Source organism: Hungatella sp. SL.1.14 (genome assembly GCF_024460495.1).
Classification (GTDB): Bacteria; Bacillota; Clostridia; order Lachnospirales; family Lachnospiraceae; genus Hungatella; species Hungatella hathewayi.
Window position 1 is genome coordinate 1 of the sequence record NZ_JANFYJ010000044.1, and the last position, 13665, is coordinate 13665.

Annotated in this window: 14 protein-coding genes; 12 read left to right on the forward strand and 2 right to left on the reverse strand. The window is 48.6% G+C overall.

Going from position 1 to position 13665, the window contains the following annotated elements; translation table 11 throughout:
• The first annotated feature begins 265 nt into the window (after positions 1–265).
• From NE473_RS28280 to NE473_RS28320, 9 genes are all read left to right on the forward strand, one after another.
• Positions 266–763, forward strand: coding sequence for a DUF5721 family protein (locus NE473_RS28280; RefSeq protein ID WP_022033750.1), 498 nt, complete (start codon positions 266–268; stop codon positions 761–763).
• A 147-nt stretch (positions 764–910) separates the two neighbouring features.
• The gene (htpG, locus tag NE473_RS28285) at positions 911–2929 is read left to right on the forward strand and encodes a molecular chaperone HtpG (protein ID WP_022033749.1); all 2019 of its coding nucleotides are present in this window, start codon (positions 911–913) and stop codon (positions 2927–2929) included.
• Between the two features lie 87 nt (positions 2930–3016).
• A complete protein-coding gene (locus tag NE473_RS28290; RefSeq protein ID WP_022033748.1) occupies positions 3017–3313 on the forward strand; it encodes a hypothetical protein in 297 nt (98 codons plus the stop codon).
• A gap of 132 nt (positions 3314–3445) precedes the next feature.
• Positions 3446–3943, forward strand: coding sequence for a MarR family winged helix-turn-helix transcriptional regulator (locus NE473_RS28295; RefSeq protein ID WP_055652273.1), 498 nt, complete (start codon positions 3446–3448; stop codon positions 3941–3943).
• Positions 3944–3986: 43 nt separating this feature from the next.
• Entirely contained in the window at positions 3987–4544 is a 558-nt protein-coding gene (locus tag NE473_RS28300) for a flavodoxin domain-containing protein (protein WP_055652272.1), read from the forward strand.
• Positions 4545–4737: 193 nt separating this feature from the next.
• Positions 4738–5580: a DegV family protein gene (locus NE473_RS28305; protein WP_022033745.1), complete on the forward strand. Its 843-nt coding sequence runs from the start codon at positions 4738–4740 to the stop codon at positions 5578–5580.
• A gap of 197 nt (positions 5581–5777) precedes the next feature.
• Entirely contained in the window at positions 5778–6203 is a 426-nt protein-coding gene (locus NE473_RS28310; protein ID WP_006772482.1) for a flavodoxin family protein, read from the forward strand.
• Between the two features lie 10 nt (positions 6204–6213).
• On the forward strand, positions 6214–7443 hold the full coding sequence (locus NE473_RS28315) for a CapA family protein (protein WP_055652271.1): 1230 nt from the start codon (positions 6214–6216) through the stop codon (positions 7441–7443).
• Between the two features lie 36 nt (positions 7444–7479).
• Positions 7480–7992 carry a GNAT family N-acetyltransferase gene (locus tag NE473_RS28320; RefSeq protein WP_055652270.1) on the forward strand — a complete coding sequence of 171 codons (513 nt, stop codon included), beginning with the start codon at positions 7480–7482 and terminating at the stop codon, positions 7990–7992.
• Positions 7993–8092: 100 nt separating this feature from the next.
• Here NE473_RS28320 and mnmL read toward each other — a convergent pair whose 3' ends face one another.
• Positions 8093–9067, reverse strand: coding sequence for a tRNA modification radical SAM protein MnmL/YtqA (mnmL, locus tag NE473_RS28325; protein WP_155561011.1), 975 nt, complete (start codon positions 9065–9067; stop codon positions 8093–8095).
• Positions 9068–9268: 201 nt separating this feature from the next.
• Here mnmL and NE473_RS28330 point away from each other — a divergent pair, with 201 nt between their 5' ends.
• The 3 genes from NE473_RS28330 to NE473_RS28340 are packed head-to-tail and all read left to right on the forward strand — an operon-like array spanning position 9269 to position 12228.
• The gene (locus NE473_RS28330; RefSeq protein WP_006772477.1) at positions 9269–10567 is read left to right on the forward strand and encodes a galactokinase; all 1299 of its coding nucleotides are present in this window, start codon (positions 9269–9271) and stop codon (positions 10565–10567) included.
• A 13-nt stretch (positions 10568–10580) separates the two neighbouring features.
• Positions 10581–11228: a cytidylate kinase-like family protein gene (locus NE473_RS28335; protein ID WP_022033739.1), complete on the forward strand. Its 648-nt coding sequence runs from the start codon at positions 10581–10583 to the stop codon at positions 11226–11228.
• Positions 11229–11274: 46 nt separating this feature from the next.
• Positions 11275–12228, forward strand: coding sequence for a DMT family transporter (locus NE473_RS28340; RefSeq protein WP_055652268.1), 954 nt, complete (start codon positions 11275–11277; stop codon positions 12226–12228).
• A 501-nt stretch (positions 12229–12729) separates the two neighbouring features.
• Here the strand turns inward: NE473_RS28340 and NE473_RS28345 are convergent.
• Positions 12730–13632, reverse strand: a complete 903-nt coding sequence (locus NE473_RS28345) for a LysR family transcriptional regulator (protein ID WP_039891201.1) — start codon at positions 13630–13632, stop codon at positions 12730–12732.
• Positions 13633–13665 lie beyond the last annotated feature (33 nt).

Here is a 13665-nt window from a genome sequence, read left to right on the forward strand (position 1 = left end):
TTTAACTGCAAATGGCTAGAAACCAGGAAAATACCAAACTTTAAAACGAAGCAACACCGCTGTGAAACCCGCATAGAATCGGACTTTCAGCGGTGTTTTATTTTGTTTGACTGTCAAAGACGGGAGTATATCACAAAGTGGAAGCGGTGGGAATTGGTTTTAAGAAAGAATGGCATCCCCGCACCTTCTATGGTAAAATAGTTCCAATGAGACTGCGGTCAGCGATTGGCGAATGAAATGCAGAAAGAATACGGGAGAATGTGAAATGATAGCATTGAAAATTGAAGATATGAAACAATTTACTGCCAGACTCTTTATGGGAGAGACGTTTGATCACTTCCTGATTCGGGAAGCCGAGATTATTACCTTTAATGTGTTTACCATCGACGGGCATATCCGTCAGGGGTATTATTCAGAGGAAGAGCTGGAAGAGAACCAGCTGGAGGAGCTGTCCTCCTGGAAGATGATCCGGCCGTACTGCTTTTCACTGATTAAGGGGAAGAAGCTTCCGGGAAGCTTTCAGATTGTGCTGCAGATGCCGCCTCAGGCCGTGGAGAAGTTTGTGGCCGCACGCCAGATGCCTCTGAGGGCGGATCAGGTCAACGGCCTGTATTTAAACATCCGTTATGAGGAAGGGAAGCTGTTCTGTGTGACAGGCACCTCGGTCTCATTTTTTACGCTGGACAAGACTCTGGATTCGGAATGGGATCAGGCGGTGAGAAGCTTTTTGAAAAAGAACGAGATCATTTTTGAGGAAGAATAGAGAATTACTAGCACTCATTTTAAATGAGTGCTAATTTTCTATTGACATTTGGAAACGGGAGTATTAAAATACTCTTTGCAGGCAAAGCGTGAGAAACCATGGTTGTCCATGGAAAAATATACAGCAAAGAGCAAGGAGTGTATGGATATGGCAAAGACAGGAAGTTTGACAATTAACAGTGAAAACATATTCCCGATTATCAAGAAGTGGCTTTATTCGGATCACGACATTTTCTACCGTGAATTAGTGTCTAACGGCTGTGACGCGATCACGAAATTAAAGAAGCTTGAGATCATGGGAGAGTGGCAGAAGCCGGAGGATGTGGAATTTAAGATTACCGTGACGGTGGATTCCAATGAAAAGACGATTACCTTCGCCGATAACGGTCTCGGCATGACCATGGATGAAGTGGATGAGTATATCAACCAGATCGCATTTTCAGGAGCACAGGATTTCCTGGAGAAGTATAAGGACAAGGCGAACGAGGATCAGATCATCGGCCATTTCGGTCTGGGCTTCTATTCTGCATTTATGGTAGCCGATAAGGTGACCATTGATACCTTATCGTACCAGGAAGGCGCTGCGCCGGTTCACTGGGAGTCGGACGGCGGCACGGAGTATGAGATGGAAGAGGGGGATAAGACCTCTTTCGGAACGACGATTAAGCTGTACCTGAATGAAGAGAGCCTGGAGTTCTGCAATGAATACCGCGCCAGAGAGGTGCTGGAGAAGTACTGTTCCTTCATGCCGGTGGAGATTTATCTTGAGAATTCTTCTGCGGAGCCGCAGTATGAAACGATTGAAAAAGATGAACTGACGGAGAAAGACACCATCATCGAGACGATCGTTGAGGAGGCAAAGACCGAGGAGAAGGAGAACGAGAACGGCGAAAAAGAGGTTGTCGAGATTTCTCCTGCAAAGGAAAAATATAAGATCTTAAAGCGCCCTGTTCCGGAAAATGACATTCACCCGCTCTGGAACAAGCATCCCAACGAGTGCACCGAGGAAGAGTATAAGAGCTTCTACCGCAAGGTATTCCATGATTACAAGGAACCGCTGTTCTGGATTCATTTAAACATGGATTATCCGTTTAACTTAAAGGGAATCTTGTATTTCCCGAAGCTGAACTTAAATTACGACAGCTTAGAGGGCGTGATCAAGCTTTACAACAACCAGGTATTTATCGCAGACAACATCAAAGAAGTAATTCCGGAATTCTTAATGCTGTTAAAGGGCGTCATCGATTGTCCGGATCTGCCGCTTAACGTATCGAGAAGCGCGCTGCAGAATGACGGCTTTGTTAAGAAGATATCCGATTACATCACAAAGAAGGTTGCGGACAAGTTAAGCGGAATGTTTAAGACTGACCGTGAGAACTACGAGAAGTACTGGGATGACATCAATCCATTTATCAAGTTCGGCTGCTTAAAGGATGAGAAATTTGCTGAGAAGATGAACGATTACCTCATTTTCAAGAATCTGGAAGGCAAATACTTAACCCTGTCCGATTGTCTGGAAGAGAATAAGGAAAAGCATGAGAACACCGTATTCTATATCACAGATGAGAAGGAACAGAGCCAGTACATCAATATGTTTAAGCAGGAGGGCATGGACGCGGTCTATATGACTCAGAACATCGACAGCCCGTTCATCAATTTCCTGGAGCAGAAGAATGAGAATGTGAAGTTCTTAGCCATCAACTCTGACTTATCCGACAGCTTTAAAGAAGAGATGACGGAAGAGGCCAGAGAAGCCATGAAGGGCGATGTGGACGCACTGACCGAGGTGTTCAAGAAGGCGCTTGGCAATGATAAACTGGAAGTAAGAGTGGAGAAACTGAAAAATGAAGCCGTTTCCTCCATGATTACTGTATCGGAAGACAGCCGCCGTATGCAGGAAATGATGAAGATGTACACCATGCCGGGTATGGATCCGTCCATGTTTGGCGCCGGCGGTGAGACTCTGGTGCTCAACTATAACAATAAACTGGTTCAGTATGTGCTGAATCACAGAGAAGGCGAACACATTCAGGAAATCTGTGAACAGCTGTACGACCTGGCTGCATTAAGCCATGGTTCCCTGACTCCGGAGCGCATGACGAAGTTCATCGCAAGAAGCAATGATATCATGATTTTCATGGCGGATATGGGAAAAGAAGAGGAATAAGAATCCCGGATTGATTGGGGTATCATTTTTCGCTCCCTTATGGTATACTAGTAGCTATGATTGTATAGTAACCAGGAGGAGATTCTTATGACGGACAAGATAAGGGAGATAAAGAAGGCTGTGCTGCGGCTGATGCTGGCACTGGCCATCGGAGTTTTAGCGGGAGCAGCCCCGGGAGCGGTGCTTGTCTCTCATGCGGAGACGGAGACTGTGGCGGCTGCCGCGGATCCGGCCGGTGCGGAGACAGCTTCGGAGGATGACGGCACCACGTTTCTGCTGTCATTTTTCGGGGGAATCATTCTGCTGATCCTCTTCGTCGTCGTGATTGTCATTGCAACTGCCACCAGTACGGCGGGAGTTGTAGGAGCACAGGAAGACGAGTGATCTACAGACAGATAAGATGTTGTCGGCTGATCCAGTAAAGATCAGCTGGAAAATGGGACAGGGAAGCCTGCAGACTTTCCTGTCCTCCTCTTTTCAGAAAAATAGGTAACTAGTTACTATATGGAGGAAGGCATGCAGATAACGGATCTCATCAGACGCTTTCAGGGGACAAGAGAAAAACAGGAAAAGGCTGTGTTCAGCACGCTGTGTATTGCTGAAAACAGACTCCAGACCGTATTTGACAAGAGCAGCCCCGATATTACACTGAAGCAGTTTATGCTTCTGACTATGGTGAGACAGTCAAAGGACCGGCTGACATTTACCCAGCTGGGAAAACTGCTGGGCTGTTCCAGGCAGAATATCAAAAAGCTGGCCGCAGTTCTTGAACAGAAGGGATTCGTCACGATTTTACAAAATACGGACGATAAAAGAGCTGCATGGCTGGTGCCGGCGGCCAGGCTGGATGAGTACTTTGAGCAGACCGCGGCGATTCACAGGCGAAAACTTTCCTGTCTGTTCCGGCATTATACGGATCAGGAGATGGAGCAGCTGTTTACGCTGCTTATGAAGCTGTATGATGGAATAGACGGCCTGGAGGCCGCAGAAGAGGCGGCGACGGAAGCAACGTAACGACCTGCAGATACAGGAAAATGAGCGATACAGGAGGAAAGATATGAAGCGAATTATTTTATACGGCAGCAAATACGGCACGACGAAGCGTTACGCGGAAGAACTGGCACGAAGGACGGGGATTCCGTGCAGAAACTGCAAAGAAGTAAACTCTCTTTCTTCCTGCAAAGAAGTGATTCACCTGGGTGGGATCTACGCCGGTCAGATTCTCGGCCTGGCACACACCGTGAAGCTGCTCCGTCAGGAACCGGAAGCAAAGCTTCTGGTAGCCACCGTGGGACTGTCTGACCCTGCCGATGAAACCAATATCCATAATATCCGGGATTTTATAAAGAAACAGCTCACGGGGCCGCTCTGGGATGAAACGAAACTCTTTCATCTGAGAGGCGGGATTGATTACTCAAAGCTGTCCGTCGCGCACCGGGCAATGATGGGACTTCTGTACAGCCGGGTAAAAAAGATTCCGCCGGAAGAACGGAATTCCGAGACGCAGGGGTTGATCGAGACGTATGGCAAAACGGTGGATTTTACAGACTTTGAGAGCCTGAATGAGATGATCGGTCTGCTTACCGCTGAAAACGGAGCCGGAGAGCGCGGGTGAGCCGTCTGAACCGATGCATAAGCCAGCCGGCAGAAGGGGGAGAAGAGGCTGGCAGCAGCAGCTAACCGTAACTCCGGGAATACAAGATGCGGAAGTTCAGGAGCAATATTCTATTGACATTCCACCGTGGCTTCCCTATAATATATAGTAATGAATACTACATGACAAGTTATATGTCAGGAGGAAATAGAATATGAGCTATAAGATTATCGGGGACAGCTGTCTGGATTTAACGGCTGACTTAAAGAAAGATCCGCATTTTCAGATCATCCCCCTCACTTTGCAGGTAGAGCATACCCAGGTAATAGATGATGAGACCTTTGACCAGAAGAAGTTTCTGGAACTGGTCAGAAGCAGCAGTGAGTGCCCCCAGACCGCATGCCCGTCGCCTGAGAAGTTTAAGGAGGCGTTTGAATGCGATGTGGATCAGATTTTTGTGATAACACTGTCTGAGCACTTGAGCGGAACGTACAACAGCGCTGTTTTAGCGAAGAAGCTGTATGAGGAGGAACATGGACAGGAGGGGAAGAACATTGCGGTATTCAGCTCCGATTCTGCCTCATCCGGAGAGTTAAACATCGCTCTCTATATCCAGTCGCTCTGTCAGGCTTCTCTTCCGTTTGAGGAGATCGTGGAGAAGACGCGCAGCTTTATTAAGAATATGAAAACATATTTTGTACTGGAGAGTCTGGACACGCTGCGTAAGAACGGCCGTCTGACCGGCCTTCAGGCATTTTTTGCTACCGCGCTCAATATTAAGCCGGTTATGGGAGCTGATTCCGGTGTAATTATCAAGCTGGACCAGGCGCGAGGGATTAATAAGGCTCTTACGCGTATGGCGGATATTGCGATTCGGGAAGCGGGAGAGACGAAAGACAAGGTACTTATTATTGCCCACTGCAACAATCCGGAGCGCGCGGAGGTTGTGAAGAATGAGATGTGCCGCCAGGCCACCTTTAAGGACGTTATCATTACGGAGACGGCCGGAGTGGCAACGGTGTATGCCAGTGACGGCGGTATTATTGTGGCGTTATAGATGGAATAAGTAATATATCCCAGGGATGGCACTGGGAATTGAAAGAAAACTGCCGCCGTGAGTTATTTTGGACTCATGGCGGCAGTTTTTATGGAATTGATGCAAAATATATAACTGGCTGACACTGCCATAATTTGACAAATACACAGTCTCAGTGTAAGATTAGTAGAGACTATCGAGAGAATGGAGCAGAAAGCATGAAGACAGCAGTGCGTTATTATTCCAGAACAGGGAATACGAAAGTAATCGCAGAAGCCATTGCACCGGTGGCGGGCTGCCAGGCGGAATCCATTGAAGTTCCGCTGGAAGGCGTGACGGATATCCTGTTTTTAGGCGGAGCGCTTTACTGGGGTAAGATCCCCAGAACATTAAAAGAGTATATAAAGAGCCTGTCTCCGCAGCAGGTTAAATATGTGGCCGTCTTTACTACGGCGGGAATTCTGGAAAGTGCATCAGAAATTTATAAAGTATTTTTAAGATATCATGACTTAAAGGTTATGAAAGATACGTATTTTTGCAACGGAAAACGGGTTTATGATGGAAAAATTAAGGAAGAGACGATGTTATTTGCTGAAAAAGTTATGGATCAGGCATCTATCATGAATCATTCGATCATGGATTAAGGAGGAAGGGATGAAAAGAACAGGATTATTCATGAAGCTGCTGATTATCCTTCCGGTATTTCTCCTTGCGGCACTTCTCGTATGGATCGCGGCAGACGGACAGAGGGGAGGCGCAAGGGAAACCCTTGCCTCCAGCCGGGAAACGGCAGTCGCTTCCGCTGTACAGGAAGGGAGTCAGACAGCCGATTCTGCTCCAGAGGCGGCCACGGAGGAGGTTCTTAAGCTGGAAGTATCTGAAACGGAAGGTGAGAGTACAGCTCCCGCGGCAGAGACAGAATCGGAAGACCCCATAGTTCATATGCTTTTTAGCGGTGATGTATATTTTTCCAGTCATGTATTTGCTGCATATGATAATGCAGGAGGCATACATGGGGTGTTGGATGACGCATATCGGGACGAAATCGCCAGGGCTGACCTCTATATGGCAAATCAGGAGTTTCCATTCAGCGACAGAGGAACGCCGGCGCCGGATAAGCAGTTTACGTTTCGTATACCGCCGGAACGGGTATCCATGATGCATGAACTGGGAATCGATATTGTGACGATTGCAAATAATCATACGCTGGATTATGGCGAGGATGCGCTTGTGGATACGTGTACAACTCTGGAGAACGCGGGAATCCTTTACGTGGGAGCCGGTGCAAACATGGATCGTGCAAAGCAGCTGGAGACCATTGAGGTACGCGGCAGGACCATCGGCTTTCTGGCTGCTTCCAGGGTGTATCCCGATACTTCCTGGGTGGCAAACAGCAAAAAGCCGGGAATGGTAAGCGGTTACGATCCGTCCATACTCTTAAAGGAGATCGAAGCGGCCGGGGAATACTGCGATTATCTGGTCGTGTATATGCATTGGGGGATTGAACGGGATGAAAAGCCTCAGGAATACCAGCGGACTCTGGGAAAACAGCTGATTGATGCGGGAGCCGATCTTGTAATCGGAAGCCATCCTCACGTACTGCAGGGGATCGAATACTATCAGGGCAAGCCGATTGTATACAGCCTCGGCAACTTTATCTTTGGAAGCAGTATTCCGAAGACCGCTTTTTTGCGGGCCGATGTGGATCTGGAACAGAATCAGGTGAATTTATCTCTGGTTCCGGGCACTTCCGGGGCCGGTTATACAAAGAAACTGACCGATCCGCAGAAAATAAGCGAGTTTTACCAGTATATGCAGGGCATTTCTTTCGGCGTGACCATTGATGAAAATGGTGTTGTACAGGAGGAAAATGCTGCAAAATAAGAAAAAGGCGAATCAGACAGGCGCGGGGAGGTCACGATGAATTTACGGCTGGCTGAGACTGCGGATTTACCGCAGCTGAAAACAGTATATAAAGAACTCATCCGCAAGATGGATGAGAATGGGGTTTCAATCTGGGACGAAATATATCCATGCGAATGTTTCGCTGAAGATATAGAAAATAACCGTCTATACGTTTTGGTGGAAGAGTGCAGGATCGTCGCCGCATTTGCCCTGTGCAGTCAGGCCGCAGGGGCAGACTGTGTGAAATGGAAGTATGAAGGCGGGAAAGCCTTGTATATTGACCGGTTTGGCGTTAATGCCGATTATCTGAGAAAGGGAATCGGCAGTATTGCGCTTAAAGGGGCGATTGCCCTCGCAGGAGAGCTGGGGGCGGAATACGTAAGGCTGTTTGTCGTGGATATAAATAAACCGGCGATTCATCTCTATATGAAGAACGGGTTTGAACAGGCAGACGGTATCTATGACGAAGTGATAGACGATGATCTGGTACTGCATGAGTACGGTTTTGAGATAAAAACGTCAAAGTGATGCATCTGCTGTCTTTGAGCGGTGGAATCCGATAAGTATGCAGAGCGGCGGCTCCGGGGAAAGGAGCCGCTGTTTTTCGCGCACTCCGCAGTTTAAGGCATCACGGGGTCCGATACTGATCCCCCTGACATACACCGCGTTCTTTAAAACGCTTTGCCATGGAGTTTAATACGAGCCGTTTGTTTCCGCTCCACACCGGGGCCACGAGAAGCCTTTTAGGTCCGTCGCCGCTGATCCGGTGGATGACCGTCTCCGGCGGCAGCAGGGCGATGCAGTCTATCACAAGATCCAGGTATTCCTCCAGGGAAAAGGTTTGAAATCCACCGGCGCGATACAGGACTGCCAGGTCAGTTCCCTCCAGTACGTGAAGGAGCTGCAGCTTCACACCGTCAATGCCGTGTGTGCCCAGACCGCCCAGATAGCTGACGGTATCCTGCATCATGGAGCGCGTCTCACCTGGAAGGCCGAGAATGACGTGGGCGATCACGGTCAGGCCCGCGCCGTGAAGTCTGTTCCAGGCGTCTTCGAAGACGGATAAGGGGTAGCCGCGCCGAATGAAGCGTGCAGTCTCCTCGTGAATGGTCTGCAGACCCAGTTCCACCCAGACCGGTTTGATCCGGTTTAATTCTGATAAAAGAGCAATGATTTCGGGTGGAAGGCAGTCCGGACGAGTGGCAATGGACAGAATGGCGATATCCGGATGAGCGATGGCCTCGGTAAAGAGAGCTCTTAAGCGTGAGACAGGCGCATACGTGTTGGTATAGGACTGAAAATAGGCGATGTAACGGCCTTTTGGACAATCGAGGGCAGTGCTGTTGTGAGCCTTTGACATTTTCTTCTCCACCAGAGCCTTTGCCGCTTCGATCTGCTCTGTGACAGATGGGTGAGCGGCCATGGACTCGGCAAATTCTCCGGAACCGCCGCCGCTGCAGAAGATACAGCCGTTTGATCCCAGTGTCCCGTCACGGTTGGGGCAGGTCATGCCGCCGTCCAGCGCGAGCTTATAGATTTTATGGCCATAGATGCGTTTCATTTCATAATCGAGGGAATGATACGGTTTTTCGTTCCAGTACATGAGGAGTCCTCCAAGCTTTCGTAAATTCTCCTCTATTATAAGAAGGCGGCAGGACGGGTGTCAAATGAAATTGTATCATTTCGATAAATATTATATTGTAGAAAACTCATAAGTTATGATATACTTTTGTCAAAGAGCAGAGTCCCGCGGAAGGAACGACGGTGTATTCTGAAAATGTATGGAAAAAGGAGATCATGTGACATGAAAGTATGCGATACAATCCAGATGCTTGAATCTGAAAAGTCCAGGAAGCTGATGGCCGCACTATACGGCGAAACGGCGGTGGAGGCCAATATAGAACGGTATCAGAATCTTGTAAAAAGTTTTCAGAAAAAATTTGCGGAAGAAGACATAACCCTGTTCAGTTCTCCGGGGCGCACGGAAATCAGCGGTAATCATACGGATCATAACCACGGAAAAGTCCTTGCGGGAAGCATTAACTTAGACTGCGTCGGTGTGGCTGCAAAGAATAACAGCAGTAAGGTACATATTATCAGTGAAACCTTTAACCAGAGCTTCATCATTGATTTGAATGATTTATCCCCCAGTGATAAAAAAGCGGGGACCATTGACTTGGTGAAAGGGCTTCTTCAGGGATTTAAGGAATCCGGTTATGAGGTCGGCGGTTTTAACGCCTACATTACGAGCAATGTCATCAGTGCGGCAGGCGTCAGCTCCTCCGCTTCGTTCGAGATGCTTTTATGTTCTATATTAAATACATTCTTTAATGAAGGCCGTATGGACACAGTAGCATACGCTCACATTGGTAAATATTCTGAAAACGTATACTGGGACAAGGCCTCCGGGCTGTTGGATCAGATGGCATGTGCAGTGGGCGGACTCATCACCATCGATTTTATGGAGCCTGCCTCCCCTGTTGTTGAGAAGATCGATTTCGATTTCAGCTCCCAGAATCACAGCCTGATCATTGTCAATACCGGTAAAGGCCATGCAGATTTAAGCGCGGACTATTCTTCCGTGCCGATTGAGATGAAAAAAGTGGCGGAATTCTTTGGAAAAGAGGTTTGCGCCCAGATTACGGAAGAAGAAGTAATCGAACACCTTGCGGAAGTGAGAGCGTACGCGGGAGACCGTTCCGTTCTGCGGGCTCTTCATTTCTTTGAAGAGAACAAGCGTGTGGAAGCAGAAGTAAAGGCTTTAAAGGAAGGCCGTTTTACCGATTTCTTAATGAATATCACAGCCTCCGGCAATTCGTCCTGGAAATGGCTTCAGAACTGCTTTACCAACAGCGCCTATCAGGAACAGGGAATCACCGTTGCACTGGCGCTTACAGAGTTATTTATCGCTGAAAAACAGCGCGGAGCGTGCCGCGTTCATGGAGGCGGTTTTGCAGGCGTCATCATGGCCATGCTTCCGAACGACCTGGTAGACGAATACGTGGCCTACATCGAGAAGGCCCTTGGAGAAGGCAATGCTTACCGGATGAGCATCCGTCCGTACGGAGCCATCTGTTTTGATACGGTGATGGAAGAACAATAAGGGGGAAAGTATCATGAAGGAAAAAGAAAATCTGGTCATTACCATTGGCCGGCAGTACGGCAGCGGCGGCCGGATCGTAGGCAAGGCGCTGGCGGAGGAACTGGGAATTCATTTTTACGATGAGGAAATTCTGACCATGACATCGGAGCAGAGTGCGGTCGGAGAAGTATTTTTCCGCCTGGCCGATGAAAAGGCAGGCAATAACCTGCTTTACAAGATTGTAAGCGGCATGAAGCCGCAGCTGGGAAAGCCGTCTACAGACGGCGACATCGTAAAGCCCGAGAATCTGTTCCGTTTCCAGTCTGAGGTAATCAGACAGCTGGCAGACCAGGAGTCCTGCATCATAGCCGGACGCTGTGCGGATTACATTTTAAGCCGCGAGGACGTGAATGTTCCCGGCCTCGTAAAAATCTTCGTGTACGCCGATGTCCCTGCCCTGATCAAGCGTACCATGGAAGTTGACAAAGTGGATGAAAAAGAGGCGGCAAGACGAGTCAGGAAGATTAACAGGGAACGGAAGGAATATTACCGTTACTACACCGGCGGCCGCTGGGAGGACTGGAACAATTACGATCTGATCATCAACACCAGTAAGTTTGATTTGGAGCAGACTGCGAAGCTCATTAAGGATTACATTAAGTTAAAAGGATTTGATCTGTAAGATGAACCGGAAAAGTAAGTTTTGTCACTGTGCTGACAAGAGAGACATGCCAAATTCCCGAAAACCCGGCATGCGGATTGAAACAGCCAATACGGTAAGCGTCTGCCTCACAGCAATGATTTGCTGCGCGCTGTGGGGCAGCGCTTTTCCATGTATCAAGATCGGATACCAGCTGTTTCAGATAGAAGGAAATGATGTCTCCAGCCAGCTTTTATTCGCGGGATACCGTTTTACCCTTGCAGGGCTGCTGACGATTCTCATCGGCAGCTTAATGAACCGCCGTCCCCTTCTCCCTCAAAAGACCTCCTGGCTGCGGATCATCAAGCTGTCCCTTTTCCAGACCGTCATTCAGTATCTCTTTTTCTACGTCGGCCTCGCCCATACAACAGGGGTGAAGGCCTCTATTATTGAGGCCTCCAACGTATTTGCAGCCATCCTCATTGCCAGTCTGATTTTCCGCCAGGAAAAGCTGGACAAAAACAAGGTTATCGGATGCATCGCCGGTTTTGCCGGAGTCGTTATAATTAATATCAACCAGGGTGGGTTGAACATGAGTCTCTCTCTGATGGGAGAAGGTTTCATCCTTCTATCCACCATCGCCTACGCAGTTTCCTCTGTCCTGATAAAAATCTACTCCCGTGAAGATCATCCGGTCATGCTCAGCGGCTGGCAGTTTCTGCTCGGTGGAATCATCATGATTCTCTGTGGATATCTCACCGGTGGAAGCGTCCATGTGTGGACAGTGCCATCTATTTCCATGCTTTTCTATTTATCAGCTGTATCCGCGATAGCCTATTCCCTCTGGGGAATCCTGCTGAAACGGAACCCAGTCTCCAAAGTAGCTGTTTTCGGCTTCATGAATCCAGTCTTCGGAGTCATCCTGTCAGCCCTGTTCCTCGGCGAAGGCCAACAGGCCTTTGGCCTGACCACCCTGGTCGCTTTATTCCTCGTATGCATCGGAATCTACATCGTAAACAAACCCACACCAACCAGCCCCTGATAATCAAGAGTAGCTTATATCCTCCATTTAAGTCCTTACTCCTGACACCCCACTAAAACCTACTAACCATAACCATTACTTTCGCCAACCTCTCAAAACGCTCACATTATGTTTTTTATCTGGCATAACCAGTACACAGCCGCCGCAGGGGTGAGCCGGGGAAGGAAGGGCGGGGACACGGGCAGAGGGAGCACGACTTTTTAGAGGTTCGGCCGGACTTAAAGAAAAACGGTGTGAAAATATGGGGCGACATTTTCCGCCGAACGTATGTGAGGGGGACTTTCCTTGTGGGCTTTCAGGGCCCGGAGTCGAGTGCACACGGAGGAGAGGGCATCAGCCATCTCTGTAGTTTGCACGGTCCCCATATTTTCACACCGTTTTTCTTTTAGTCCGGCCCACCGAGAAAACGGGAGTGCTCCCTCTGCCCGTGTCCCCGCCCTTCCTTCCCCGGCTCACCCCTGCGGCGGCGTAGCCTTTAATACCTCCTCAAAAAACATAATCTCAAGTATACTTACTTCTGGAATACTCATAATAAATCTTCGTAATCTCCTGCAACAAATCCGTATGCTCAAAATCCTTATGGTAAACCATATTGATCTCCCGCGTCATACTCAGATTTTCGATGGGAAGCCCGGTCATCTTTCCCTTGCGCAGTTCTCCGGCAAAGGCACTTCTTGCAAGAATCGACACTCCGAAGTCTCTCCGCACCAGATCCTTAATGGTAGCGACATTATCGACCTCCAGCGTTACATTCAGTTCATCGAGAGAGACGTTATTGCTTTCCAGATGGGAGATGAACAGATTCCTGGTAGCGGAATCCGGCAGCCGGAGGATCAGGCGCTGTTTTTTCAGCTCCTCCAGCGTCACAATGCTTTTCTTGGAAAGCGGATTATGGTTCGATACCGCCAGAATCAGGGAATCCGTGTCCAGCATGACGGAATTAAAGTTGTTGTCCACGATTTTTCCTTCGACAATCGCGATGTCCAGCTCGTACGTTTTCAATTTTTGATAAAGATTATTTATGGTATCAGAAATAATTGTTATGCGGCAGCCGGCGTTTAAGCTGCTGTAGCGGGCCAGAACCTCAACCATGATATTGCTCTCGGCCGTGTGGGTGATTCCGACGGATAAACGGGTAATATGGCGCTTCAAATCACCCAGACTCTGCTCTAAGTTCTGATAGAGCGTCTGTATCCGCTTGGCGTATTTTATCGCAATCTCCCCTTCCTGCGTCAGTTTTAAGGGCCCCTCCCCCCTGATGAACAGCGTCGCACCCAGGTCCTGCTCCAACTGCCGGATATGCTGGCTGACTGCCGGCTGCGTCAGGGAAAGAAGCTCGGCTGCCTTTGTAAAACTGCGTGTCTCATTGACTTTTATCAGAGTTTCCAGTTTGGAATCCATCATGTACATCACACCCCTATCATAAAAATTTATAGA